This window comes from Roseibium aggregatum (assembly GCF_017309185.1).
Taxonomy (GTDB): domain Bacteria; phylum Pseudomonadota; class Alphaproteobacteria; order Rhizobiales; family Stappiaceae; genus Roseibium; species Roseibium aggregatum_B.
In genome coordinates this window covers 425369-452241 of the sequence record NZ_JAEKJZ010000004.1, presented here as the reverse complement: position 1 = coordinate 452241, position 26873 = coordinate 425369, and the positions used below count along the sequence as shown (strand labels likewise).

Sequence of the window (26873 nt, the reverse complement as noted above, 5' to 3'; positions counted from 1 at the left end):
CAATTTTCAAAATCAGTCAACCTGTTTTATAAAATTGGTTGACCAGTTTCCATTCCTGGCGCATTTCTAGACGCGCCGAAGCTCATACCGCTGCCGCGGTTCTTCGAACATCCGGGCCGGCACGGGAGGAACATCGTGACTGTCATCACCAGAGGCGTGGACCTGGTCCTGCGCGTCGTCATCACCACAGCTTTCGCCGTTCTTGTCGCCTGCGTCGTCTGGCAGGTGGTCTCGCGCTATCTGCTGCAGAGTCCGAGCACCGTGACCGACGAGATGGCCCGTTTCCTGTTCATCTGGGTCGCGCTTCTGGGCGGAGCCTATACGTTCGGCCGGCGCCGTCACCTTGCCATCGACCTTCTGCCGGTCATCACCACAGGTAGGGCCCGGCTTCTCGTGAACGGCCTCATCATCGCCGCCGTGGCATTTTTCGCCGGCATCGTCATGGTCTATGGCGGCATCGACCTTGTTGGGCGGACGCTGGAGACCGGCCAGGTCTCGCCGGCACTCCGCCTGCCGATGGGCCTGATCTACGTCGCGATCCCGTTCTCCGGGCTCTGCATCCTCTACTACTGCCTGACTTTTCTGGCCGACCTGATCCGTACAGGGCGCGGCCCGAACGACCAGGACGGCGCCGCCAGCATCGGCGGACCGCTCGACTAACGCCAGACCAGTACACCGGGAACTCTCATGGATATTCAATCGGTCCTCGTCCTGTTCGGGACTTTCGCGCTGCTCATGATACTGGGCGTGCCGATAGCCTTTTCGATCGGCCTGGCGGCTTTCGCCACCTTCCTCCTGTTCATGTCCTTCGACCAGTCGGTTTACATCGTTGCCCAGCAGGTCGCCTCCGGCCTCGACAGTTTCACCCTGCTCGCGATCCCGTTCTTCATCCTGGCGGGCAATATCATGAACCGGGGCGGCATCGCACTCCGCCTGATCGAGTTCGCCAAGGTCCTCGCCGGCAGGCTTCCCGGTGCATTAGCCCATTGCAACGTCCTTGCGAACATGATGTTCGGATCGATATCCGGATCGGCGGTTGCCTCCGCGGCCGCGGTCGGCGGTGTGATGGCGCCGCTCCAGAAAAAGGAAGGCTACGACCCCGCCTACAGCGCGGCGGTCAACATTGCCTCCTGCCCGACCGGCCTGCTGATCCCGCCGAGCGCGACCTTCATCGTCTATTCCCTGATCACCAACGGCACATCTGTCGCGGCCCTCTTCGTCGCCGGGTATATTCCAGGCATTCTCATGGGCGTCAGCCTGATGGTGGTCGCGGGCCTGATCGCGAAGCGGCGCGGCTATCCGGTGGCCGAGCGTCCGAGTTTCCGCGAGGTGGTCGAAAAGGCCCTGGCCGCCATGCTGCCCCTTGGCCTCATCGTCATCGTTATGGGCGGCATCATCGGCGGCGTGTTCACGGCGACGGAAGCTTCGGCGGTTGCGGTCGTCTACACCCTGTTTCTCGCGGTGGTGTGGTACAGGGAAATCTCCTGGCGCGAACTGCCGGCGATCATTCTGGAGAGCGCCGTCACAACATCCATCGTCTTGCTCATGATCGGCTGCTCGATCGCCATGTCGAAGGCCATGGCCTTCGCCGACATCCCCTATTCCATCTCCGATCTGCTCCTTGGCCTTTCCGAGAACCCCATCGTCCTGCTCCTGGTCATCAACCTTGCGCTCCTGGTCGTCGGCACCTTCATGGACATGACCCCCGCGCTCCTTATCTTCACGCCGATCTTCCTGCCTGTGGTCAAGGATCTCGGCATGGACCCGGTGCATTTCGGCGTCGTCATGACCTTCAATCTGTGCATCGGCATCTGTACGCCCCCGGTCGGCTCCGCGCTTTTTGTCGGCTGTTCGGTCGGTGGGGTTAAAATCGGTCAGGTCCTCAAACCCATGCTGGGCTTTTATGCGGTCCTGGTCGCGCTGCTTCTGGTGGTCACCTTCGTACCGGCACTCAGCCTGTTCCTGCCGCGTCTTCTCCTGGGCTATTAGGAACCTTCATGAAAGCGCTAAGAACCTGGTCGTTTACCGGCCAAACCGGAAGCGGCATCACCCTGTCCGTCGAAGGCCGCCACAAACTGGTCATCGAGATCCTTGAACATGGCCTCTTCCGTGTCCGCCTTCTGAAAGACGGCGCCTACCGGCTGCCGCGAACCTGGTCGATCGCACCGGACGGGGATGTACCCTGGGAAGGCCGTTCACGCGACGATCTTGGCGGATTCACCTGTCCAAGGTTCGCGCTGGACGCGGATGAGACCAGGCTCGTTCTGACGACTGACACCCTGCGCCTGAGCGTCCTGACACCGCTCGCGCTGGTGTGGGAATGCCGGCCCGATCCGGAAAGTCCGTTTGCGGAAATCGCCCGGGACCGGCCGCAGGACGCCTATATGGTCGGGCGCCGCGACCGGCGCAACCGGCACCACATGCGCCGTTACACGGACGAGCGCTACTACGGGCTCGGCGAAAAATCCGGCGCTCTGGAACGCTCCGGCCGACGCTACGAAATGCGCAATCTCGATGCCATGGGATATGACGCCCGATCGACCGACCCGCTCTACAAGCACATCCCCTTCACAATCACCGACCGCGGTCCGCTCGGCGCTTACGGGCTGTTTTACGACACTCTGGCCCCCTGCTGGTTCGACCTCGGCAACGAGAAGGACAATTACCATCCGCCGTTCAGGGCCTTCCGTGCCGACGACGGCGACCTCGATTACTATTTCAGTTGGGCGCCCTCGGTTCTCGAAGTCACCAGGAGACAGCACTGGCTGACCGGCGGAACGGCCTTCATGCCGCGCTGGGGCCTTGGCTATTCCGGCTCGACGATGGCGTATACGGATTCCGAAAACGCCCAGGAGCGGCTTCTGGAATTTCTCGGCAAACTTTCCGAAGAAGATATGCCCTGCGACAGCTTCCAGATGTCATCCGGCTATACTGCCATTCACGGCAAGCGCTACGTCTTTCACTGGAACACCGACCGCTTTCCGGATGCCAGGGCAATGGCGGACGCTTACGCCGAGGCCGGTATCCACCTGATCGCAAACATCAAGCCGGCGCTTCTCGACGATCACCCCTTGTACCGGCAAGTACAGGCCGACGGGCTGTTCATCCGCGACAGCGAGACCGGCGAACCGGAATGCTCGCCGTTCTGGGACGGCTACGGATCACACCTCGATTTCACCAATCCGGATACCGTTGCCTGGTGGCAGAAAAACCTGAAGACAAAGCTTTTCGACAAGGGTATCGCGAACACCTGGAACGACAACAACGAGTATGAAGTCTGGGACGATGAAGCCATCTGCCAGGGCTTCGGCGATCCGGTACCGGTCAATCTCATCCGCCCGCTCCACAGCCAGCTCATGACCCGTGCTTCCTACGACGCCCAGCGCAGCGACCAGCCGGACAAACGGCCCTACCTGATTTCAAGGTGCGCCTGTCCGGGCACGCAACGCTATGCCCAGACGTGGACCGGCGACAACTACACGAGTTGGGACACGCTGCGCTGGAACATCCCGATGGGCCTGGGCCTCAGCCTGTCCGGCTTTTACAACATCGGCCACGATGTCGGCGGTTTCGCTGGCCCCCGGCCCGGCCCGGAGCTCTTTCTGCGTTGGGTGCAGAACGGGATATTCCACCCGCGTTTCACCATTCATTCCTGGAACGACGACGGCACGGCGAACGAAGCCTGGATGTACCCGGAGATCACACCGCTGGTGCGCGAAGCCTTGAGGCTGCGGGCGAGGCTGATCCCGTATCTCTACGGTCTTCTCCATGAGGCCGTCACCGCCGGCGAGCCGATCCTGCGGCCGCTGTTTCTCGACCACCCGGACGACCCGGCCTGCCGCGACGCGGAGTTCGACTTCCTTCTCGGCCGAAATCTCCTGGTCGCAACCGTGGTCGAGGAAGCCGCGACGGAACGGCTGGTCACACTGCCGGAAAGCGAGGAAGGCTGGTGGGCCTTCGACGGCAGCCGCTGGTATCCGGGCGGACAGGCGATCCGGGTCCCCGTTGCCCTTGAAACCATCCCTCTGTTTGTACGCGGCGGAGCGGTTCTGCCCATGGCTGGCGACAACCTGCGCGCTGCCCCTTCCCTCGACACGGAACGCACCTGGCGCATCTATCCGCAGCCCGAAGGAACGGCGCAACGGCAGACGCAATTCTACGACGACGACGGTACGGCCGTCGATGCGCTTTCCGGCAAGCATTGCCTGACCCGGGTGACGCTCGAGCGCAAGGAAAACGAGCTGCATCTCGATTGGCATCGGTCCGGCACCTGGCAACCTGCTTTTGACCGCATCACCCTCTGGCAGGCAGGCTCCGACCCGCTTTGGGTCAACGGCGCGCAAGTCAGTCCGTCGCGGACGATCGATTTCACAAACCCGGTGGAGGACCGATAAAAGTGGACTACGATCGCAGCACCTTGCGCCCGCGCATGATGCATATCGGCTTCGGCGCCTTTGCCAGGGCGCATGTCATGGTCTTTCACGACGAACTACTGAGGCGGCAGAACTCCGACTGGGGCGTGGTGGCGGTGCGGCTTCATTCCGGCGCAGAAGACCTGACGAACCTGGACCGGACGGGAGGTCTCTACACCGTCGGGGAAATGTCGGGCGGCGACGTTTCGCTTCGTGAAGTCGGGGCGGTCGTCGAGACGATCCATCCCCTGCGCGATGGTATGGAGGCGCTGCTCGACCGGGTCGCGGATCCCGAACTCTCGCTCATCACGCTGACGATCACGGAGAAAGGCTACTGCATCGCCAACGGCCATCTGGATGTCGATCACGCGGACATCTCTCGGGATCTCCGCGCCCCGGCGTCGCCCGGCACCGCCATTGGCGTAATTGCCGAAGGTTTGCGCCGCCGCCGGGCCGCCGGTCACGGTCCCCTGACGATCCTCTCCTGCGACAATCTTCCGTCGAACGGCAACCTGTGCCGCACAGCCATTGCCGAATATGCGGAACGGCTGGACCGCTCCGTTGCAGCGTGGATCCTGTCGGACTGCCGCTTTCCCTCCTCGATGGTCGACCGTATCACGCCCGCAATGACGGACGACGCGCAGCAAACGCTGACCGAAGCCCTTGGCAGGCCCGATCCGAACGGCATCCTGTGCGAGCCGTTTCGCCAGTGGGTGATCGAAGACCGGTTTGCCGGCGAAAGACCCGACTGGGATCTCGCCGGCGCCGAATTCGTCGCCGATGTCGCTCCCTACGAGGAAATGAAACTGCGCCTTTTGAACGGAACGCATTCCTTCCTTGCCTATCTCGGCGCACTTGCCGGCTTTCAGACGATTGCCGATTGCATGAAGGAACCCGTGCTTGTTCAAGCGGCTAGGAACCTGATGCTCAGCGAACAGGCGCCGACGCTGGACTTGCCCGAAGGCGTGGACGCTATCAAATATGCCGACACCCTGATCGAACGGTTTTCCAACACCGCCCTGCACCACAAAACCACGCAGATCGCGTCCGACGGCAGCCAGAAGCTTCCGCAAAGACTGCTTGCCCCGATCCGCCAGCACCTGAAGGCGGGACGCGATTGGCCCCTGTCGGCTTTCGCGGTTGCCGGCTGGCTGCTCTATTGCCGCGGAACCTCGGAACAGGGCGGAACGTTGCCTGTGAACGATCCGCTTTCAGGGACAATCGCGCAAATTGCGCAAGGAGCCGACGGGGCGGATTTTGTCCGGGAGATGTTGTCGCTTGAAGCGATCTTTGGCGACGACCTGCCCCGGACCCCGGCCTTCAGCGACGCGGTTCAGTCGGCATACGATCAACTCCGGTCCGACGGTGTGCTTACGGCTCTTTCTTAAGGGACACCCGGGAGACTTCCTCAGGCACCCCAGGTGTCGCTGAGCCTGTATCCGCCGGGCCACGGATCCTCCGGGTCCAGCATGTGCTGGTGAATGCCCGTGACCCATGCCTGGCCACTGATCTCCGGCACGATTGCCCGCTTGTAGCCGACGCCTGCCTCAGAGAGGATTTTTCCGGTAAAACGGGAGCCGATAATCGATGTCGCCTCGAAGGTGTCTCCCACCGCCATCTGCCCCCGCGCGGCCATCAAGGCCATGCGCGCCGAGACCGCCGTGCCCGTCGGCGAGCGGTCGACCTTGCCCGGACGGATCGCCACCGCCGAGCGCCCGGAAAGGCCGGTTTCGGTTTTCGACAAGGGCCCGCAAAAGGCGCAGAAGGAGATATGGTCCCAGTCCGGGTTTTCGGGATGCGAGAAACCGAGCTGCTCGTTGGCGGCATTCGTGATGCGGACGCCGAGGCGCGCGATGTCCGCAGCCTCGCTCTCCTTGATGGCGAAGCCCAGCGCCTGCGCATCGACCACCACGAAACTGTCGCCGCCATAAGCGGTATCGACGCTCAGCGTTCCAAGGCCCTCGACCTCGAGCGCCGCATCCAGCCTGTCGGCGAAGCTCGGGACATTTTGAACGTGGATACGCTCCGCCTTGCCGTTTCGGCAGTCCGCGCGGACCCGGACCAGCCCGCCGGGCGCTTCCAGCGTCAGTTCCGTGACCGGCTCCTGCATTGGCAAAATGCCGCCGTCCAGCAGCACGGTCGAGACACAGATGGAGTTCGAACCGGACATGGGCGGCGTGTCCTCCGGCTCCATGATGATGAAAGCCGCATCGGCCTCGGGATGTTTCGGCGGCACCAGCAGATTGACATGTCTGAACACCCCGCCCCTCGGCTCGTTCAGAACGAAATTGCGCAAGGTCTCGTCCCTGGCGATGAAACTGCGCTGCTCCCACAAGGTGTCTCCCGGCGGAGGCGCCACGCCGCCGACGATGACGTCGCCGACCTCACCTTCCGCGTGGCACGAAATCACATGAACCGTCTTGCTGCTGCGCATCGCGTGGCCTCACCCGTAACGGGCGACAGGCTCGCCCAGCGCGTCGAAAATCGGCGTGATGCCGAGCCCCGGCAGGTCTGTCGCCGTCATCCGCCCATCGACCCGCTTCGGTGCGCCTTCGGCGATATCCACCGTGCCGTAGCTGTTGAAGTCGGTCGCGGAGAACGTGAACTCGGCCGGGGTCGAGCGGGCAAGATGGGCAATCGCCGCCGTCACGATATCGCCGCCCCAGGTATCCTCGATGGTCATCGGAAGACCGTGGGAGATACAAAGATCCCGCATCAGCTTCGCCTTTGTCAGCCCGCCGACCTTGGAGATCTTCAGGTTGATGCAGTCCATCGCGTCTTCCGCGATCCCGCGCACCAGCGTTCCGGCCCCGTCGATCACCTCGTCCAGCACGAAGGGGAGCGCCGTGCGGCGCCGGATCGACAGGCATTCCTCAAAGGTCATGCAGGGCTGTTCGATATAGACGTCGAGCGCGGACACCGCGCCAGCGACCCGCACCGCCTCGTGCTTGGTCCAGCCGGTATTGGCATCGGCCACCAGGAGATCGGAGCGCTTTAAAACGGCCCTTGTGGCGTGAATGCGGTCGATGTCCTCGTTCGCATCCCCACCCACTTTCAGCTGGAACTTGGTGTAGCCTTCCGCGGCATAACCTTCGATCTTTCGAGCCATGATCTCCGGCGCTTCCTGACTGATCGCCCGGTAAAGCACGACATCGTCCTGCGCCGCGCCGCCCAGAAGCGTGTAGACCGGCTGTCCGGTCGCCTTGCCGAGAAGATCCCAGCAGGCGATGTCCACCGGCGCCTTGGCGTAAGGGTGTCCGCGCAGGGCCGCATCCATCGTCCGGTTGATTTCACTTAAGTTCAGTGGGTCCTTGCCGATGAGATGCGGCGCCAGTTCCTCAAGGCCGCTTCGAACTCCGAGCGCGTAGGAGGGCAGATAGGCGGAACCGAGCGGACAGCATTCCGCGTAGCCCTTCAGGCCCTCGTCGGTGACGATCTCGACGACCGTGCTGTCGAACACCTCGACGAAATTGCCGTTGGACCAGCTGTAGCGTCCTTCCTTCAGCGGCAGATCCACCTGGAAGACATTGATTGCGGAAATCCTCATCCCGGTCTCCTTCAGAAGCGACGCGCCGAAAAGGCGCCGAGGTCGATTGCCGGCTGCTCGTCATGAACAAGGGCGGCCACAAGTTCACCGGTGCCGGCCGATTGCGTCATTCCCAGATGGCCGTGCCCGAACGCATAGATCACGCGCCTGTCCCTCGGCGACCTGTCGATCACCGGAAGACTGTCCGGCAGGGTCGGCCGGTAGCCCATCCACTGGCTGCCGCCCTCCGTCTTCAGGTCCGGCAGGAAGGTCTTCGCCTTTTGAAGCAGGACATTGGCACGTCGGTAATTCGGCGCCAGCTTGAGCCCTCCCAATTCGACAGCCCCGCCGACACGGATGCCGTCGTTGATCCTGGAGACCACGAAACCATGTCCGGAAAAGGTCAGATGGGTTTTCAGGTCGAAGGCTCCCGGCGGCAGGGTCGTGTTGTAGCCGCGCTCGGTTTCAAGGGGAAACGGCTCGCCCAGACTGCGTGACACGTGATGCGACCACGCGCCCGCGCTGACGACGACCTTACGGGCGGAATAGGGTTCGGAGGCGGTCTTGACCCGGACCGCCTGGTCTTGCGGCGTAAGCGCGGTAACTTCGGCCCGCTCGATCCGCCCGCCGCGCGCCAGAAAGGTTTCGCTCAGATGCGCGTGCCAGCGCTTGGGATCGACCGTGTTCGTCCAGTCGGGCGTGAAACCGGCGTGGGTAAAGCGCGAATCGAGCCCCGGCTGAAAAGCGGCAATCGCCTCCGGGCTTTCCAGCAGCTCGAATGGGATGCCGAGTTCTTTCCTCAAGTCCCATTCCGCGAGGCTCGCGCGGTATTCGCGCTCGCCTTCGTAAAGCTGCAACTGGCCTTCCGGTTGCAGAAAGGGTTCGCCGGATGTCGCGCCCACCTGACGGCGCAAAGCCTCCTGGCAGTGCTTCATCATCGCGGCCTGCGCGTTGACGGCGTTGCGATAACGGTCCGGCCAGCTCGCGCGCCAGAAACGCAGCATCCAGGGCAGGATATTCAGGGCATAGGCCGGCGGCACCGACAAAGGCCCGAGAGGATCGACCAGCCATTTCGGCGCCTTGCGCATGATGCCGGGGGTTGCCAGCGGCTCGACATTGCAGAAGGCGAAGGCACCGGCATTCATCTGCGAGGCCTTCAGCGTCTCGTCCGGCCGGTCCAGAACGAGCACCTCGTGCCCCCGGCCCTGCAGGGCCAACGCGGCACTGACGCCGACGACACCGCCGCCGATCACAATAATGTCGTGGAGATTCTCAGCCATGACGCACACTCGATTGCATAACCGGACAGACGGTCCGCGGTGGAGAAAAAGAACCGGAGAAACCCGTTCTCAATCGAAAGACAAGGAATTTTTCTCTGCCGTCATCCCGGCCAAGCGGAGCGCGAGCCGGGATCGGAGAGCCACAAAGCTTTGCACCACATTTACTTTTTCCACAAACACATTTGGCTCCCCGGCCCCGGATCTTCGCCTGCGCTACGTCCGGAGTGACCAAGAAGAGGATTTTGGTCCACCCGAAAACAGTCAGCCGCGTATGCCGAAACGGTACGGGTCGGCCGGGTCGAAAATCAGGGTCGCCTCGGACGTGACAAAGGCCTGTCCGGTAATCGTCGGAATAACGCCACCCGACACGCCCGGACGGTATCCGATCCGGTAGGTGCTGCCGATCACGCTTTCCTGCACCCACTCCTCCCCCGGCGCAAGTGCGCCATCCGCCGCAAGGCAGGCGAGTTTCGCCGAACATCCCGTTCCGCAGGGCGAGCGGTCATAGGCTTCACCCGGGCACAGCACGAAGTTCCGGCTTTGGGCAGCGGGATCCTTGGGCGGACCGAAGAGCTCGATATGGTCGATCCAGGCATTGTCCACTCCCGTCACGCCCGCCTCCTCAAGAGCCTTCCGGATCCTGAGCGTCAGGTCGGTCAGCGGCCGGATGTTTTCCGGGACCAGATCGAGCGGACAGTCCTTCACCAGAAAGAACCAGTTGCCGCCCCAGGCGACATCCCCGGTGACCGGACCGTGGCCGGCGACCTCAACCGTCACATCCTTGTGCAGCCGATAGGCCTCGATATTGACCACGGACACCGTGTTGGCGTCGAGAAGATCGACCTCGACCACTCCGACCGGCGTTTCGAACTTGTGACGGCCTGGCTCGATGGTCCCCATATGCGCCAGTGTCACCGCGAGACCGATGGTCGCGTGGCCGCACATGCCGAGGTTCTGCAGATTGTTGAAATAGATCACCCCGGTCACACAGGCGGGGTCGACCGGCGGCACCAGAAGAGCGCCGATGATCGCCTCGTGACCGCGCGGCTCGAGCACGACGGAGGCGCAGAAATCCATGTGTTCCGCTTCCAGCCGGCGGGCGCGCTCCGCAAGCGAACCTGTCCCGAGATCGGGTCCGCCCTCGATCACGACGCGGGTCGGTTCACCCGCCGTATGGCTGTCGATCACGCGCATTCGGCAATCACGCCTCCTTGAGCCGACCAGTCCGCGTACCAGGACTTGAAGAGTGTGTATTGAGCTTCGGCATAGTTTCGTTGCGCATCGGTCAGGGCATCGGTCTCGTTGAAATGGAGACGGTATTCCTCTTCGCCGTTCAGCACCATCAGATGCTTGTAGTAAAGCACCAGGTCGGGGCCTTCGTCGAAGCTCGACAGAACCTGGAGTGCCTCTTCCAGTTCCTTTGCCCGCAGGCGCGCTTCGACGTCGCCGTCCGCCGCCTTTTTGCACAGCGAGACGAGATGGAGCACTTCGCTCGGCAGAGCGTTGCCGATGCCGGTGATGGCGCCCGTCGCACCGCAATTGACGAACCCGTGATAAACGGCGGTGTCGACACCGACCATCAGGGTGACCGCGTCATCCTGCGACGTGATGTTTTCCGCCGCATAGCGCAGATCGTCCGGCCCGCCGAACTCCTTGAAGCCGATCAGGTTGGAATGTTCCTTGTGCAGCTCGAAGAACAGGTCCGCCTTGGTGGAAAAGCCATAGTAGGGGCTGTTGTAGATCACCGCGGGCAGGCTTGGCGCCGCCGACAGGATCGCGCTGAAGTGATGGCGTTGCGCGGTGCCCGAGATGCCGCGCGACAGCACGCGCGGGATGACCATCAGGCCGTGAGCGCCGACCTTGGCGGCATGGGTCGCATGCGCGACGGCGGACCTGGTGTTGACCGCTCCGGTGCCGACGACCACCGGCACACCCGCCTTGACCAGGCGCTCGACGCCTTCCATGCGTTCCTCGTCGCTCAGGAGCGGCCAGTCCCCCATGGAACCGCAATAGACGACCGCCGACATGCCGGCCGCAATCAACTCCTGCCCCTTCCTCACCAGCGCATCGTAATCGGGCGTCCGGGCCGCCGTACATGGCGTCATCAGGGCGGGCATGCAACCGGAAAAAACATTCGAAGACATGAGAAACTCCTGCAGAACCAGGCCCGACCGTCCATCGCGGGCGGTCGCCCGGCAAGACAATGACATTGCCATCACCGTCAAAGATCCGGCAATCGATTTCACTTATCTCATCAATATTCAAATTGGATCCAATATTCAATATAAAATAAATCGTATAATTTCCCTCTTCACCGCATGGGAGCATTCCCCTAGAAAGGCGGGGCGAGGAGCGAGAACGTCATGAAGCTGAAACCGATGGACATTGCCGCGACCGCATCGGCGTCCGCGATCGTGTTCGACGCGTTGCGAAAGGCCATAATCGAAGGTCAGATCGAAGAGGGGGAACCGCTTCGCCAGGACGAGATCGCGCGCCTTTTCAACACCAGCCGCATCCCGGTGCGCGAAGCCCTGTCACGGCTGGAGGAACAGGGCCTGATCAAGACGCAGCGCTACAAGGGAGCTGTTGTCGCGGGACTGTCGACAGCGGAAGTCGAGGAAATCTTCGACCTGCGCGCCCTGCTCGAGCCGGAAATTATCCGCAGCGCCGTGCCAAACATGACCGAGGAAATCCTCGATAAGGCGCGGGAAAAATGCGAGGCGTTTTCAGCGTCCACCGATCCGATGACCTGGGGCGACCTCAATCGGGACCTTCACGAAACGCTCTACAGCGCCAGCAACCTGAACTACTTCAAGGAAGTTGCCGGCAACGCCCTTGACCGGGTAGAGCGCCTGATCCGGGCTCAACTTGTCATGTCGAACGGCAAGCAACAGGCGGACAGGGAACACACCGTCATTCTCAAGGCTTGCGAAAAAGGCGACGCGGACCTGGCCCACACCCTGATCAGGGACCATATTCTGGGTGCCAAGGTGTCGCTTCTCGACCAGCTGCGCCAAACCTGAAACAGCGCCTGAAATCGATTTTTTCATTCTCCTGTTGAATCGGCGAACCGGCGATGGGAGACTTCTCCCAGCACAGTTCGTGGAACCGGGCCCTCCGCAACAAAAGCCAAAAACCGGTTTTGGCTTTTCGACGTCCGGTCGGCCCAATTGAGCCGGCTATCGGTTTTTTCCGAAGCGGCCGCGGACCCTGGGCGCTTTGCCACAAACGGCGAAGCCTTGCAAAGACACCGGCAGTTTCAACAACTTGCGTCGAACCGTTTTTTGTTTCGGCCCCCGATTTCTCTGGAAAAAGGAAAATTAGGCGGAATCGAAAAGTTTGAATTGCCATGGCGCCTGACGACACCATGTACTCTTGAGGGGTCGATTCCGCGGGGTCGCTCAACAATGGAAGTTGAAAGCATGGAGATCTACACACGCTTCGCCGAGGATTATAAAGCCAAGAACCTCGAAGAACTCTCGATCCAGGACTATCTGCTCGGGTGCAGGGATGACCCGTTGATGCGCGCGACGGCGGCTGAACGGATGATGGCCGCCATCGGAGAGCCCGAGGTCATCGACACGAGCCAGGATCAGCGTCTCGGCCGGATATTCATGAACCGGACGATCAAGCGCTACGAACCGTTCAAGAACCTGTTCGGAATGGAAGCGACGATCGAGCGCATCGTCGGCTTCTTCCGCCACGCCAGCCAGGGACTGGAGGAACGCAAGCAGATCCTCTATCTGCTCGGCCCCGTCGGCGGCGGCAAGTCCTCCATCGCCGAAATCCTGAAAAAACTGATGGAACAGGAACCGATCTATGTGCTCAAGGCAGGCGAACAGATCAGTCCCGTTTACGAATCCCCACTCGGCCTTTTCGACCCAGACCGGATGGGCGACCTGCTTCAGGACAAGTACAACGTTCCCCGCCGCCTCCTGACCGGCCTGATGTCGCCCTGGGCGGCCAAGCGTCTTGAGGAATTCGGCGGCGACATTTCCAAATTCTCCATCGTCAAGCTCTACCCCTCCCGCCTCCACCAGATCGGCGTCACCAAGACCGAACCGGGCGACGAGAACAACCAGGACGTCTCCGCGCTCGTGGGCAAGCTGGACATCCGCAAGCTTGAGGAATTCAGCCAGAACGACCCGGACGCCTACAGCTATTCCGGCGCGCTCAACCGCACCACGCAGGGGCTGATGGAATTCGTCGAGATGTTCAAGGCGCCGATCAAGGTGCTGCACCCGCTGCTGACCGCCACCCAGGAAGGGTCTTACGTCGGCACGGAAAACATCGGCGCGCTGCCCTTCCAGGGGCTGATCCTGGCCCATTCCAACGAGTCGGAATGGCACCAGTTCAAGACCAACAAGAACAACGAGGCCTTTCTGGACCGGATCAGCGTCGTCAAGGTCCCCTATTGCCTTCGCTGCTCGGCGGAAACGGAAATCTACGAGAAGCTTCTCAGCCAGAGCGCGCTGGCGGACGCGCCCTGCGCACCCGAAACCCTGCCGCTTCTGGCACGGTTCAGCGTGTTGACCCGCCTGCACGAGCACGAGAACTCGACGCTCTATTCCAAGCTCCGGGTCTATGACGGCGAAATGCTGAAGGACGCCGACCCGAAGGCGAAGTCGCTTCAGGAATATCGCGACGCCGCCGGCGCGGACGAGGGCATGACCGGTATTTCGACCCGCTTCGCCTTCAAGGTCCTGTCGGAAACCTTCAACCACGACACGGAGGAAGTCTCCGCCGACCCCGTCCATCTCATGTATGTGCTGGAACAGGCGGTGAAGCGTGAGCAGTACGACAAGGAAACCGAGTTCCGCTATCTTGATTTCCTGAAGAGCGAACTGGCGCCCCACTATGCCGAGTTCATCGGCAACGAGATCCAGAAGGCCTATCTGGAATCCTACACCGACTACGGCCAGAACCTCTTCGACCGCTATATCGCCTATGCGGACGCATGGATCGAGGAACAGGACTACAAGGATCCCGATACCGGCCAGCTCTTCGACCGGGACGTCCTGGAGAAGGAACTGGAAAAGATCGAGAAGCCGGCGGGCGTCTCCAACCCCAAGGACTTCCGCAACGAGGTGGTGAAATTCGTTTTGCGCGCCCGGGCGGAAAACAACGGCCGGAACCCGGACTGGCGCCGCTACGAGAAACTGCGCCAGGTGATCGAGAAGCGCATGTTCGGCAAGGTCGAGGAACTGCTGCCGGTGATCAGTTTCGGCGCCAAGCGGGACAAGGAGACCGACGCCAAGCATCACGAGTTCGTCGAGCGCATGACCGGCCACGGCTATACCGAACGCCAGGTCCGCAGGCTGGTGGAATGGTACATGCGCGTCAACAAGGCGGGGTAGCGCGGTTGGAGAACGGTTAAACATGGCCCATTTCGTCGACCGCCGGCTGAACCCCAAAGACAAGAGCCTGTCCAACCGACGCCGGTTCCTCAAACGGGTGCGCTCGCAGATCAAGCAGGCGGTCGAGGAAGCTGTGCGCGAGCGCGGTATCGCCGATGTCGGCCGCGCCAAGAACGTCTCCGTCCCCACCGGCGGCGTCGCCGAACCGTCCTTCCGCAATGCCTCGGAAGGCGGCCGCCAGGAACGGGTTCTGACCGGCAACAAGGCCTTTCACGCGGGCGACAAGATCCGCAAACCGCCGCGCGGCGGTTCGGCAGGCGCCGGCCGGCAGGGCTCGCCCGACGGCGACGGTGAGGACGGTTTCCTGTTCGCCCTGTCGCGGGAGGAGTTTCTCGACTTCTTTTTCGAGGATCTGGAACTGCCGGACCTCATCAAGCAAAGCCTGAAGGAGATCACCCGGACCCATCCGCAGCGCGCCGGCTATTCCACGACCGGGTCGCCGGCCAATATCAACGTGGCCCGCACCATGCGCAACGCGCTCGGCCGGCGGATCGGGCTGAAACGGCCCACGGACAAGGAAGCGCAAGAAATCCTGAAAAGGATCCTCGTCCTGGAACAGGTCGCCTCCCCGAGCGACGACCAGCGCCGGGAATTGATCGCGCTCAGGGCGAAATACGAGGACGCCGCCCGGCGGCGCAAGGTCATCGCCTATATCGATCCGCTGGACGTGCGCTACAACTATTTCCAGCAGCAGCCGGATCCGAACGCCAATGCAGTGATGTTCTGCCTGATGGACGTTTCCGCCTCCATGGGAGAGCGCGAGAAGGACCTCGCCAAGCGCTTCTTCATGCTCCTGCACATGTTTCTGGAACGCCGTTACGAGAAGACCGACATCGTCTTCATCCGCCATACCCATGACGCTTCCGAGGTGGACGAGGAGACATTCTTCTATTCGCCCCAGACCGGCGGCACGGTCGTCAGCACGGCGCTCGTCAAGATGAAGGAAGTCATCGCCGAACGCTATCCGCCTTCGGAATGGAACATCTATGCTGCCCAGGCCTCCGACGGCGAGAACTTCAACGGCGACAGCGCCAGATGCGCCGCGATCCTGCACGAGGCGCTTATGCCGGTGTGCCAGTATTTCGCCTATGTGGAGATCGTCGGCGAGGACGAAGCCATGCTGATCAACAGCGAGGCGACCGGCATGGAACTCTGGGAGACCTACCGCAAGGTCGCGGAAGTCTGGCCCAATTTCGCGCTCAAGCGCGTCTCGAAGGCCGGCGACATCTATCCGGTTTTCCGGGAGCTTTTCGCCCGCGATCACGAGGGACTGACCAATGGCTGATCCTGCCGCCCGTTCCCAAGGCACGCTCCTGTTCGACCAGACCGACTGGGATTTCGACACGCTGCACCGGACCTATGACGCCATCGAGGAGGTTGCCCGCACGGACCTGGCACTCGACTGTTATCCCAACCAGGTCGAAATCATTTCCTCCGAACAGATGCTTGACGCCTATTCCTCCATCGGCATGCCGCTGATGTATCATCACTGGTCCTTCGGCAAGCATTTCCTCGGCCACGAGCGGCTCTACCGGAAAGGGGCCCGCGGGCTCGCCTACGAGATCGTCATCAACTCCAACCCCTGCATCAGCTATTGCCTGGAAGAAAACACCATGCCGCTTCAGGCGCTGGTGATGGCTCACGCGGCCTTCGGTCACAACCACTTCTTCAAGTCCAACCACCTGTTCAGGCAGTGGACCGACGCGGACGGTATTCTCGACTATCTCGATTACGCGCGCCATTTCATCGCCGGCTGCGAGGAAAAACACGGCACGGAGGAAGTCGAAGCCATTCTGGATGCCGCTCATTCCCTGATGTCTGTCGGCGTCTTCCGCCACCGCCGGCCGCGCCAGTTGTCCTTGAAGGAAGCCGAAGACCAGCGCCTGGAACGGCTCGCGGCTGCGGAACAGAATGTCTACTATCTCTGGAACACCCTGCCCCACCGCCGGGAGGGGACTGAGGAGACGGACGCCGCGCTACAGGAACGCAAGCGCCGGATGCAGCTTCCGGAAGAAAACCTGCTGTTTTTCCTGGAACAATTCAGTCCGGTTCTCCGGTCCTGGCAGCGCGAGATCCTCAGGATCGTCCGAAACGTCGCCCAGTATTTCTATCCGCAGAAACAGACCAGGGTCATGAACGAGGGCTGCGCCTGTTTCGTCCATTACTACATTTTGAACAAGCTCTACGAGGACGGGCGGATCAGCGACGGCGCGATGCTGGAAATCCTGCATAGCCATACGAATGTGCTGACCCAGCCGGATTTCGACGACCCGAGGTTCGGCGGCATCAACCCTTACGCGCTCGGCTTCGCGATGATGCAGGACATCCGCCGGATCTGTGAGGCCCCGCAGGAAGAAGACAGGGAGTGGTTCCCCGACATCGCAGGCTGTGGCGACTGGCGCGGCGTGCTGAAGCATGCCTGGGCGAATTACCGGGACGAAAGCTTCATCCAGCAGTTCCTGTCGCCCTCGGTGATGCGCCGTTTCCGGATGTTCGCGCTGTCTGACGAGGCCCGGGAACCCTATTGCACCGTGACCGGTATCCACGACGCGCGCGGTTACAGAAAGCTGCGCGAGGTTCTGGCGCGGAACCACGATCTCTCGACGATGGAACCGGATATCCAGGTCGTCGACGCGGATCTTCTGGGCGACCGATGCCTGCATCTGAAGGCCGTTCGCCGTGATCGCGTGCCCCTGGACGCGGCCGGCCGGGACGCGACCATCGGACACGTCGAACGGCTCTGGGGCTACAAGGTCGTCCTGGAAGAAGTGGACGCGGCAGTCTGAAGGTACGGGGAAACCCGGTCGACCGCGTCTCTTACCCGGCCTTCCGCTTCAGCCACTCCAGTTGCTTGTCGCTTTCGATGGACTCCGGGAAATGCGCCCGAACGGTTTTTATCGCCGCATCGGCATCGAGGCCATGATCCATCAGCAGACCTGCGGCGACCGTACCGGACCGGCCCGCCCCATAGTGGCAGGACAGCGCGACCGTGCCGCCCGCCGCGAGAAGCGCGCGGATTTCGGGTTCGACAGACTGCCACTTCTCCTGAAACGCATCGTCAGGTGCCTCATAATCCCTGATCGGCAGATGCTCGATCCGAATGGATTTCCGGTTCGCGGCTTCCTTCAAGAGGCTCCAGGCCTCCTCGGGAACTTCTTCTTCCTCCAGTAGAACGATCAGGAGGCGGCAGGGCTCAAGCGCCCGGTCCGCCAGCGTCGCATCCATCCGCTCCTTGTCGACAAAGGTGGCGCCCCGGACGTCGAAGGCCAGCCCCGGAAAACCGAGCGTGACAATGCGCCCCGCTCCGGGACAGGGAATATCGCTTCTGACGCTGGTTTCGATTTCCATGAGACGGTCGCGAAGGTCGGGAGGGTATTTCTCCGAAAGAGGGTCACTCATGCTTTTTATATCTTTTTCTTGCGGAAAGGCATTTGCCGTGCGGAGGGAAGCTCTTTGAGCTCCCCTCCGCCAAGGCCGGTTTAGCGGATCGGATAGGCGTACATCTGGCCGCCGTCGCGAGTCAGGGCGTTGGCGGTTTCCTTCAACTCGATGCCGAACGGTGTTTCCTTGCCGAGATGGCGCTCGAAAACTTCCGAGTAGCTGCCGACCTGCGCGATAACCCGATAGGCCCAATCCTTGGGCAGGCCCAGCTTGTCGGCCATTTCGGCGGTGGCGCTGTCTTCGGCGAACAGGCGGCGGACCGCCTTGGGCTGATTTTCCAGATCCGCGACGATGCTGTCGACGTTCTTCGAGGTGACCCCGAACTGGTCGGCATTGATCATCACCTGAAACGCCCAGAAGACAGCCGCTTCCAGTGCCTGATCCGGCTGAGTGACGAGCGTCAGGGGCTCTGCCGAAATCACTTCGGGAAGGATCGTGTAGGCTTCTGGCTTTTCCGACAGGAGACGGTCACTCAGGAGCGCGGTCACGTCAGAGGCATAGACGTCACATTTACCGGAGAAGAATGCTTCGAGCCGCGCGGTCTTGTCCGCGATGTTTTCGACCCGGTACTCGATACCCCGGTCTCCGAACCAGTCCGCGATGTTAAGGAGTGTCGTCGAGCCGTCTTCGGCGCAGACCGTGGCACCGTTCAGGTCGGCCGCGCTGGTAACACCGAGGGATTTCGGCACCATGAAGCCCTGACCGTCATAAAAGGTCGTGGCGACGAAGGCGAGGCCCGGATCGGCATCGCGGGTGCCGGTCGCGGTGATCGAGCGCGACGCCATATGCGCCCCGTCGGCGACCAGGGTTTTCATGGAATCCGAAAATCCGATCCCGCGGATGTCGGCCTTGCCTGCGTCACCCAGAATGGCGGCGGCAGCCATGCGGCAGAAGTCCGTGTTGAACCCCTGGTAGATCCCTTCGCTGTCCGGCACCGAAAAACCCGGCGAGTTCGGGTTGACCAGGCAGATGAGCTGGTCCTTGGAGAGGATGTCGTCCAGGACGTCGCCGGCAAGCGCCGGCGCGGCCGCGAATGCGCCCACGAGGAATGCGGTCGATATCAAAAGGTTTTTCATTGGGAACTTTCCTTTGCTTCAAAGGTGTCTTTCGCTCACCTCAATACCTGTATACAAGTATATTGTTACAAATTCTTGACGCTTGTCCAGCCTGAAATTTTCAATCGACACCCGGAGGGACCGTTTCCCGCATGGCGGCTTTACTTGCGGCCAGGGAAAACCTCAGGAAACGGTGTTTCTGTGAAGTGTGCGCCCGATCCCGGACAGAAACGCGCAGGAGACGAAGAACCAGATCGCGACCAGCGCATAGGCCTCCACCGCGTTGTCGCGCCAGGCCGGATCGCCGAAGGACATGCGCGCGGTCGCGGTCAGATCGTGGATACCGACAACCACCACAAGAGACGTATCCTTGTAGGCGCCGATGATGCTGTTCACCAGCGACGGCAGGCTGCGGCGCAACGCCTGCGGCAACACCACCAGCCGGGTGGACTGCCAGTAGGTCATGCCGAGGGATTTGGCTGCTTCGTCCTGCCCTTTGGGCAAGCCAAGCAGCCCGCCGCGCACATCTTCGGCGAAATAGGCCGCATGGAAGAACACCAGCGCCACGAGTGTTGCCAGAACGGGCGAAATACCGACACCTTCAGGCAGCATCAGCGGCAGAACGAAAATGCCGACAAACAACACCGTCAGCATCGGCACGCCGCGCGCGATTTCGACATAGGCGGCCGCGAAGCGCGCCAGCAGGGGATAGGAGCTCTGGACACGGGCGAGCGACAAAAAGACCCCGAGCGGAAAGGCCAGCGCCACGGCGACGATCGACAGGATGAGAAGGATCGGCAGGCCGTTCCATCGGACCGGATCGACCGGCTCCAGTCCGAATATCCCACCGCCCATCAGCACGAAGGAAGCCACGATAACCGCGATCCAGCTCGCCGCCAGCTGCCTTGCGCTCAGGAGCGGAGCCGCGGCCACCAGATGGCGGCACGTGACCACCGCAAAGACACACAGGATCAGGCAAACGAGCGCGGGACGATAGTGAAGCGCGTAAGGATAGGTGCCGAACAGGATGAAACGGGTCTTTTCAATCAGGAAGGGCCAGCAAAACCCCGCCAGATCCTTGCAGGCCCCGGCCGCCTGCCAGGGCCAGACGGCGGTGAGAACCAGCCACTTGAAAGCGCCCATGGCCAGCACTCCGGTCAAGGCGCAGGCCAGGAGAGACAGGACTCCGGCAAGGGGTGTTGCGAACGCTTCCCGGAAGAACGGAACGAGCCGGTTCATTGCTCCACCCGTCATCTGTCACCTCGTCTCGCGTTCCGTCAGCCGGCGGTGAAACCGGTTGAGCACGGTTGTCAGGAAAGTACACAGGCCGAGGTAGAGCCCCATGGTGATGAGCATCATCTCGAAAGGCTTGAACGTCTGGTTGATGATGGTGCCCGTCACCGACATCAGGTCGGAATAGCCAACGGCGATGGCGATGGATGTGTTCTTGATCAGGTTGACATATTGATTGTTCATCGGCGGGATGACGATCCGGACCACCTGGGGCAGGATCACGAGACGGATGACCTGCCAGCGTTTCAGACCCAGCGCCCTCGCGGCCTCTGTCTGCCCTGCGGGAATGGCCTGAAGACCGCCGCGCACCACTTCGGCGATCTGGGCGCCGTGATAAAGCCCCAGGGTCAGCGCGATGATCGCGAACTGGAGCGAAATCCGTCCACCGCCTTTGAAATCGAAGCCCTTCAGCTCCGGCACGGAAACCCCGACGTGAACGGCAAAGACCGGAATGCAAAGAACCGGCAGCCCCAGGACAACGGCAAACTGCAGGCATCGCTCTTTCCAGTCCGCAACGATACCTTTTCGCCATCGGCTGCGGGACCTCAAGACGCAAAACAAAAGTCCCGCGCAGAGCACCGCCATCGGGATCAAGGCCGTCGCATCCAGCTCGGGAACAGGGAAATTGACCGACCGGTTCGACAGGAAGACCGGCCCCAGGGAAACCGCCTGACGGACGTGCGGTAAACCGTTCACCGCAACCACATAAAGCACGAGCAGGACCAGAAGCTTTGGCAGGTTGCGGAAGAGTTCGACATAGCCGAGCGCAAGGACGCGCCCGAGCGGGCTCGGTCCGACGCTCGTCAACCCGACAGCAACTCCGATTGCGGTGGACAGAACCAGACAGACGCCGGCCAGAAAGATGGTATTGACCAACCCGGTCAGGATGACCCTGCCGTAAGTGTCGTCCGGCTGGTAAGGGATCAGGGACTCGCTGACGTCGAAGCCCGCCTCCTGAACCAGAAAGCCGTATCCGGGAGCGATCCCGGCCGCGGACATGTTCAGAAAGATGTTGACCACGGCAAGGAGGAGCAAAGCCGTCAGACCGGCCGCGACCGCCAGATCCAAGGCGCGGAGCTTTGTGGTTTGGGGAGGCGGCGCACTTGGTGGAATCATCGGGGATATGTATACTGAGACAACGAATTACACCTGTATACAGGTATATATCACCTCCGTAAAGCCGTTCCGCAAGAAATCGAACCGTACCAGAAACACATGACCCAGGCCTCTCAATTCGACACCAAACACACCAGAACGCTCGACGCCTTGCGGCGCACCATCTGCATGGCTCCGCCCGGTGAGGATCTCATCCTTCACGAAACGACCCTGACGGCGCAATACGGCATGTCGCGGACCCCGATCCGCCAGATCCTGCAGCGCCTGGCCTACGAAAGGCTGGTGGAAACGAAAAGCGGCGTCGGCACGGTCGTCGTCGCCATGGCGGAAGACAATCGCAACCGCGATCTTGTGACCCATCGCGGCATCCTGCAGGCGGTACTGCTCCACCAGCTGCCGCCCCTGACCATCGCCCAGCATTCCGACATTCTGGCGCTGGCCGGCATGGCCTCCATGCTGGAGGACGAGGACCGCGATCTTCATTACGATCTCAGGAACAGGATGCACGCTCTGCTGGCCGAAGTGATCCCGGACCCGATCCTGCGGGACACATTCTCGGCCAGTTTCTGGCGCGTGGTCCGCTGGCACATGCAGGATCTCGCAAGCGACAAAAAGGGCGCGGCCGAGACGCTGCGCAACCTCATCCGCCATATCGCCGGCTACACGCCCCGCGACAGCACGGACCTGTTCCGCTGCGTCATCGACGGCGAATTGGCCCCTGCCGGGATCTGATCTCACGTCAGGTGTTCAGAGATTTCGCCACACAGGTGCCCGGCACCCCGCCGACCCCTCCTTACAGGCCGCCGGGGCACCGGAACGCTGAACCTCCAAACGAAGCCGGTGTCAGGCTCCGAAGATGTCGGTTGTGATCCCCTTGTACCAGCCGACCGATTCCTCGTAGGTCGCCTGGCGCACGGCGTCGTCCTCGCCGGTCTGGCTGATGAAGCTTGAGGTCGAGGCGATCTTTTCTGCGGACGGAGCATATTGCGCGCCGACCTTCACACCGTCGTTGGTCTCGATCAGGCTCCAGCAGGTATTGGAGTATTTGGCCGGAAAGACTTTCGATCCGAGCAGGTCTCCCCGAATGGCCATGGCGGCCACCTTGGCCTGACTGTTCGCCGAGAAGCCGGATTTCGGCATGTCGCCCGCAATCGAGGCATCGCCGATCACGAAGATGTTGTCGTCCGCCTGCGAGCGCATGGACTTCGGATCGATGGCACAGAAACCGCTGTCGTTGGCAAGCCCGGCCTGCGCCGCGATCCCGCCGGCCTTTTGAGCCGGGATCACGTTGACGAGCGCCCCCTTGAACGTGTCGAGATCGGTCTCGACCTCCCCAGTCTGAGGGTCGACGCTCGCGATACCGCCGTGAACGTCCGGTCCGTACCATTCGATCATGCCCGGATAGTGTTTGTCCCAGCCTTCCTGGAAGAGGGCCTGCTTGGAGAATTTCGGCTTGGGGTCGATGATCACGATCTTGCTGTCGTTGAACCCCTTCTGCTTGAGAACATGCGCCATCATGGAAACCCGTTCGTAGGGTCCCGGCGGGCAGCGGTAGGGATTGGGCGGCGCCACCATGACGATCTGCTGGCCGTTTTCGATCGCGTCCAGCTTGGCCTTTAGCAACTGCGTCTGCGGACCGGCCTTCCAGGCATGCGGCATGATTTCGGATGCCTCTTCCGAGTAACCGGGCACGCTGTCGTAGATAAGGTCGATCCCGGGCGCGACGATCAGCCGGTCGTACGGCACCTTCGATCCGTCCGCCAGCGTCACCTCCCTGGCGTCCCGGTCCACGGCCTCGGCCCGGCCGTTGACGACGGTGATGCCGTAATTGGAGGCAAGCTTGTCATAGCCGTGCGTTATGGACTCGAAGTCGCGGTAACCGCCCAGATAGAGGTTGGAGAAAAAGCAGGTCGTGTATTTCGGGTTGGCCTCGATCAGGGTGACGTTGAGATCCTCCCCGGCGTCCTTGGCCATGTAGCGCGCGGCGGTCGCCCCGCCGGCCCCGCCGCCGATGACCACGGCCCTCGGCTTGCCCTGGGCCCGGGCGTAATAAGGCAGGGCGAGCGACGCAGCGCCCGCGCCCATCAGCCCTCCGAATGTCCGGCGTGAGATTCTTGGCATTTTCTTCCTCCCAGTTGAGCAGCGGGCGGCAGATGCTCCAAACCTTTATTGTGGATCGAGGGATCCGAAATAAGCCGCAAGCGCTGCGATTTCCTCGTTGCCGAGATTGATCGTCATGTTCTGCATGACCTGATGACTGCGCACGTTTGTCTTGTATTCGAAGAGGGCCCGGATGAACGGCTCCTTGGGCCAGCCGACAATGGAGGGAATGCCGTCCGCCCGGCCCGTGATCTGATGGCAGGTGACGCATTCGCTGGACAGATACTCGCCGTAATCCGGATCGCCGGTCAAGTCCATCGCGGCGGCGCCCATTTCCGGACGGTGCGGTTTCGCGGCCGTGGGATTTTCCGCCGGCGCTTCGCTGGAAAGGGTCTTGAGATAGGCGATGATATGGGTGCGCTCGGCATCCCTGGACATGCCCCGGTAGGACATGCGCGTACCCGGCACATAGGCGCGCGGTTTCTTCAGATACTGATCGAGCGTGAACTCGTTCCAGACGAGCCCCTCCTCGCCCTGTTTCTTCATCGCGCTGGAATACTTGAAACCGTCGAGGATCCCTGCCTGCCGACCGAAAAGACCGTCGAGATGCGGACCGACACCGTTCCTGGCTTCGGCACCGATCTCGTGACAGGATTTGCAGGCTTTGAAAAGCTTCGCCCCCTTTTCGGGGTCTCCTTCCTGCGCCGCAGTTGAAGCGGCCAGGAAGAGAAAGGCAAGAGTGGAAAGACCCGCTTTCGGCCAGACCTTCCCCCCGGCTTCGAGAAGCCGCAAGGCAAGCCTGATTGTTTCGGCCATTGTCATGTCGGGTCCTCCCAAACCCGTTGCGTCAGTCCACGCCGCCTCCCGCCGCGGCCTGGTCGTCGTCGACCGATCCAGGCGTCACGTCAAGGATGCGCGCCCGCTGCGTGATCTTGACCGCATCCGCCTTGCAATCGCTCATGCAGGGCTCGCCTTTCTGAGCGTAGTGAGGCTCCTCATCCCTGTCGTCGAAGAAGAAGTTCTCTTCGTTGGGCAGACGAATGTCGGTGAAGTTTTCATTCGACAGCTCGAAATCCTCGTCATCGACGATATCGTTCAGGTAAAGCAGATAGGCCGTCAAGGCATAGACATCGTCATCGGACAACGAGCGCGCATTTCCATACGGCATCGCCCGGCGGACGTAGTCGTAAACGGTCGACAGATACGGCCAGTAAGAGCCGATGGTCTTTTCCGGACGCTCGTCGGCGAGCGTGTCGTGCCCGCCCGCGAGAACCGGCCAGCGTCCGACACCTTCGCCGAAGTCGCCGTGACAGACCGCGCAGTTGTCGGTGTAAAGAACCTCTCCGTCGGCCACCGTGCCGGAGCCGACCGGCAGACCGGCCCCGTCGGGACGAATGTCGATGTCCCAGGCGGCGATTTCCTCAGGCAGCGCTTCCCGGCCCAGCCCGAAAACACCACCGTCGCGCGTCGCCGAGACGGGAGCCGCCGGCTGGTCCGCGCTGGCCGTTTGCGTTTCCGCATCGGCGGCAGGCGCCGCGGAGCTCTGCTCTTCTTCCTTGGCCGCAGCGGCGCTGGAGAAGGTCGCCAGATAGGCGATGACATTCGCCACATCGTCGTCCTTCTTCAGGCCGGCGAAAGCCATCTTCGTACCCTTGATCATCGCCTTCGGCTTTTCGAGGTAGGTGGCCATGGTGGTCTCGTCCCACACAAGCCCCTCGTTGCCGGCCGCAATCATCGCCTTGGAGTATTTGAAGCCGTCTATGGAGCCGGCGGTTCGGCCGAACACGTCGTTCAACTCCGGACCGACCTTGTGCTTGGCCCCTTCGCCGACCGCGTGGCAGGCCCGGCATTTCTTGAAGACCTTTTCGCCCTGCGCGGCATCGCCGGCGAATGCGGCACCGGCCACGACCGGCAGCGCCGCGATGGAAACGCCCAGGCTGAGAGCTTTAAGAAACTTCGACATTTTCCACCGTCCCGTCTGCTTTGACATGCCAGGTCTGGATGCCGTTGTTGTGGTAGATCGAGTTTTCGCCGCGAGAGACCCTCAATTCGTTCTTGGTCGGCTGGTAGTAACCGTGCTCGTCCATCGCGCGGGACTGCAGCAGCAGATCCGAACCATCCCAATCGATGTCGAGATAGAAACGGTGCATGGCCTTGGGCAGGCTCGGACCGTCGATGCGGGCGGTCTTCCAGTTGCGCCCACCGTCGAGGGACACATCCACCCGGGTGATGCGGCCATTGCCGGACCAGGCGACGCCTGAGATCACCAGCGGCCCCTTGCCGTGGCTGATCGGCGCCTGCGGGCTCGGGTTGGTGATCACCGATTTGGGGTCCATGACCCAGGTGAACCGGCGAGCCTTGCCGTTCTCCAGGAGGTCGGTGTACTTGGAGGTTTCCTCGCGCTGATGCCACGGCTCGTCGCCGACTTCGATCCGGCGCAGCCACTTGACCCACATGTTGCCTTCCCAGCCGGGAACGACCATCCGCAACGGATAGCCCTGTTCCGGGCGCAGCGCCTCGCCGTTCATCTTGAAGGCGACAAGGCAGTCGTCGAGCGCCTTTTCCATCGGGATCGAGCGGGTCATGGCGGACGCATCCGCGCCTTCCGGCATCACCCACTTGGCGTTGGTCTTTATGCCGGCTTCTTCGAGGAGCAGCTTCAGGGGCACGCCGGTGTAGACGACGCAATGAACCATGCCGTGGGTATACTGGCAGCCGTTGAGCTGGGAGCCGCGCCACTCCATGCCGGAGTTCGCCGCGCATTCCAGGAAATAGACCCGGTTCTCGCGCGGAAACCGCTTCAGGTCCTCCATCGTGAAGACCAGCGGCGTGTCGACGAGACCGTTGATCATCAGGCGGTGGTCGGCCGGATTTATTTCCGCGATGCCGCCATGATGACGCTCGAAACAGATGCCGTTCGGCGTGATGATGCCGTCGAGTTCGTGCAGCGGCGTGAAGTTGATGGAACTCTCCGTGGAGGCGGTGAGCCATTCCACATCGCGGCGCACGACATGGGCCTCGTATTCCGAAGGCATCCCATAGGGGCGCGCCTGGACGCCTTCGCCGAGATACCGGTTCCAGTCCTGGATTTCGGTTATCAGCGGATCTCCGCCCGCGCGGGCTGTTCCCACCGCGCCTGCGGCCACGCCCGTGGCAAGTCCGGCTTTCAGAAGCGACCGGCGCGACAGGTTCGGCGATTGAGAAACGGTCTTGTCACTCATGACTGGTCCTCT

22 protein-coding genes are annotated in these 26873 nt (G+C 61.9%); 9 read left to right on the top strand and 13 right to left on the bottom strand.

All coding sequences use genetic code 11. From position 1 onward, the window contains the following. The first annotated feature begins 135 nt into the window (after positions 1-135). The 4 genes from JF539_RS19740 to JF539_RS19725 are packed head-to-tail and all read left to right on the top strand — an operon-like array spanning position 136 to position 5800. The gene (locus JF539_RS19740) at positions 136-660 is read left to right on the top strand and encodes a TRAP transporter small permease (RefSeq protein WP_209017432.1); all 525 of its coding nucleotides are present in this window, start codon (positions 136-138) and stop codon (positions 658-660) included. A 27-nt stretch (positions 661-687) separates the two neighbouring features. After that, positions 688-1989 (top strand): TRAP transporter large permease, encoded by a 1302-nt coding sequence (locus tag JF539_RS19735; RefSeq protein ID WP_207142420.1) that lies wholly within the window; start codon positions 688-690, stop codon positions 1987-1989. Positions 1990-1997: 8 nt separating this feature from the next. Beyond that, positions 1998-4394, top strand: a complete 2397-nt coding sequence (locus JF539_RS19730) for a TIM-barrel domain-containing protein (protein WP_207142419.1) — start codon at positions 1998-2000, stop codon at positions 4392-4394. 2 nt (positions 4395-4396) lie between these two features. Beyond that, positions 4397-5800, top strand: coding sequence for a mannitol dehydrogenase family protein (locus JF539_RS19725; RefSeq protein ID WP_328809273.1), 1404 nt, complete (start codon positions 4397-4399; stop codon positions 5798-5800). A gap of 20 nt (positions 5801-5820) precedes the next feature. Here JF539_RS19725 and JF539_RS19720 read toward each other — a convergent pair whose 3' ends face one another. From JF539_RS19720 to JF539_RS19700, 5 genes are all read right to left on the bottom strand, one after another. Further along, the gene (locus JF539_RS19720; RefSeq protein WP_207142418.1) at positions 5821-6846 is read right to left on the bottom strand and encodes a trans-3-hydroxy-L-proline dehydratase; all 1026 of its coding nucleotides are present in this window, start codon (positions 6844-6846) and stop codon (positions 5821-5823) included. A gap of 9 nt (positions 6847-6855) precedes the next feature. Next, on the bottom strand, positions 6856-7959 hold the full coding sequence (locus JF539_RS19715) for a cis-3-hydroxy-L-proline dehydratase (protein ID WP_207142417.1): 1104 nt from the start codon (positions 7957-7959) through the stop codon (positions 6856-6858). A gap of 11 nt (positions 7960-7970) precedes the next feature. Continuing rightward, positions 7971-9218, bottom strand: a complete 1248-nt coding sequence (locus tag JF539_RS19710; protein ID WP_207142416.1) for an NAD(P)/FAD-dependent oxidoreductase — start codon at positions 9216-9218, stop codon at positions 7971-7973. Between the two features lie 261 nt (positions 9219-9479). After that, positions 9480-10412, bottom strand: coding sequence for a proline racemase family protein (locus JF539_RS19705; protein WP_207142415.1), 933 nt, complete (start codon positions 10410-10412; stop codon positions 9480-9482). Further along, positions 10403-11362, bottom strand: coding sequence for a dihydrodipicolinate synthase family protein (locus JF539_RS19700; protein ID WP_207142414.1), 960 nt, complete (start codon positions 11360-11362; stop codon positions 10403-10405). Before JF539_RS19700 ends, JF539_RS19705 begins: the two co-directional genes overlap by 10 nt. A 219-nt stretch (positions 11363-11581) precedes the next feature. Here JF539_RS19700 and JF539_RS19695 point away from each other — a divergent pair, with 219 nt between their 5' ends. The 4 genes from JF539_RS19695 (at position 11582) to JF539_RS19680 (ending at position 17421) form a co-directional block, all read left to right on the top strand. Next, positions 11582-12241 (top strand): GntR family transcriptional regulator, encoded by a 660-nt coding sequence (locus JF539_RS19695; protein ID WP_207142413.1) that lies wholly within the window; start codon positions 11582-11584, stop codon positions 12239-12241. Between the two features lie 399 nt (positions 12242-12640). After that, a complete protein-coding gene (locus tag JF539_RS19690; RefSeq protein WP_207142412.1) occupies positions 12641-14575 on the top strand; it encodes a PrkA family serine protein kinase in 1935 nt (644 codons plus the stop codon). A gap of 22 nt (positions 14576-14597) precedes the next feature. Continuing rightward, the gene (locus tag JF539_RS19685) at positions 14598-15920 is read left to right on the top strand and encodes a YeaH/YhbH family protein (RefSeq protein WP_207142411.1); all 1323 of its coding nucleotides are present in this window, start codon (positions 14598-14600) and stop codon (positions 15918-15920) included. Beyond that, positions 15913-17421 (top strand): SpoVR family protein, encoded by a 1509-nt coding sequence (locus tag JF539_RS19680; RefSeq protein ID WP_207142410.1) that lies wholly within the window; start codon positions 15913-15915, stop codon positions 17419-17421. The genes JF539_RS19685 and JF539_RS19680 overlap by 8 nt, the downstream gene beginning before the upstream one ends. Before the next feature lie 31 nt (positions 17422-17452). Here the strand turns inward: JF539_RS19680 and JF539_RS19675 are convergent, their stop codons facing one another. From JF539_RS19675 to JF539_RS19660, 4 genes are all read right to left on the bottom strand, one after another. After that, a complete protein-coding gene (locus tag JF539_RS19675; protein ID WP_207142409.1) occupies positions 17453-18034 on the bottom strand; it encodes a protein-tyrosine phosphatase family protein in 582 nt (193 codons plus the stop codon). Between the two features lie 80 nt (positions 18035-18114). After that, entirely contained in the window at positions 18115-19152 is a 1038-nt protein-coding gene (locus tag JF539_RS19670; protein ID WP_207142408.1) for a transporter substrate-binding domain-containing protein, read from the bottom strand. A gap of 162 nt (positions 19153-19314) precedes the next feature. Then, a complete protein-coding gene (locus JF539_RS19665) occupies positions 19315-20385 on the bottom strand; it encodes an amino acid ABC transporter permease (protein ID WP_207142407.1) in 1071 nt (356 codons plus the stop codon). Positions 20386-20388: 3 nt separating this feature from the next. Further along, positions 20389-21492 carry an ABC transporter permease subunit gene (locus tag JF539_RS19660; RefSeq protein ID WP_207142406.1) on the bottom strand — a complete coding sequence of 368 codons (1104 nt, stop codon included), beginning with the start codon at positions 21490-21492 and terminating at the stop codon, positions 20389-20391. 147 nt (positions 21493-21639) lie between these two features. Between JF539_RS19660 and JF539_RS19655 the strand changes: the two genes are divergently transcribed. Continuing rightward, positions 21640-22272 (top strand): GntR family transcriptional regulator, encoded by a 633-nt coding sequence (locus tag JF539_RS19655; protein WP_209017431.1) that lies wholly within the window; start codon positions 21640-21642, stop codon positions 22270-22272. A gap of 111 nt (positions 22273-22383) precedes the next feature. Here JF539_RS19655 and JF539_RS19650 read toward each other — a convergent pair whose 3' ends face one another. Genes JF539_RS19650 through soxC form a run of 4 tightly spaced genes read right to left on the bottom strand, consistent with a single transcriptional unit; the run spans position 22384 to position 26861 of the window. Continuing rightward, positions 22384-23661 (bottom strand): NAD(P)/FAD-dependent oxidoreductase, encoded by a 1278-nt coding sequence (locus JF539_RS19650; protein ID WP_207142405.1) that lies wholly within the window; start codon positions 23659-23661, stop codon positions 22384-22386. Positions 23662-23706: 45 nt separating this feature from the next. Then, positions 23707-24462 carry a c-type cytochrome gene (locus JF539_RS19645; RefSeq protein ID WP_236042560.1) on the bottom strand — a complete coding sequence of 252 codons (756 nt, stop codon included), beginning with the start codon at positions 24460-24462 and terminating at the stop codon, positions 23707-23709. A gap of 25 nt (positions 24463-24487) precedes the next feature. Next, the gene (locus JF539_RS19640) at positions 24488-25603 is read right to left on the bottom strand and encodes a c-type cytochrome (protein WP_207142404.1); all 1116 of its coding nucleotides are present in this window, start codon (positions 25601-25603) and stop codon (positions 24488-24490) included. Next, positions 25587-26861, bottom strand: a complete 1275-nt coding sequence (gene soxC / locus JF539_RS19635) for a sulfite dehydrogenase (RefSeq protein ID WP_207142403.1) — start codon at positions 26859-26861, stop codon at positions 25587-25589. Before soxC ends, JF539_RS19640 begins: the two co-directional genes overlap by 17 nt. Between the last annotated feature and the right edge of the window lie 12 nt (positions 26862-26873).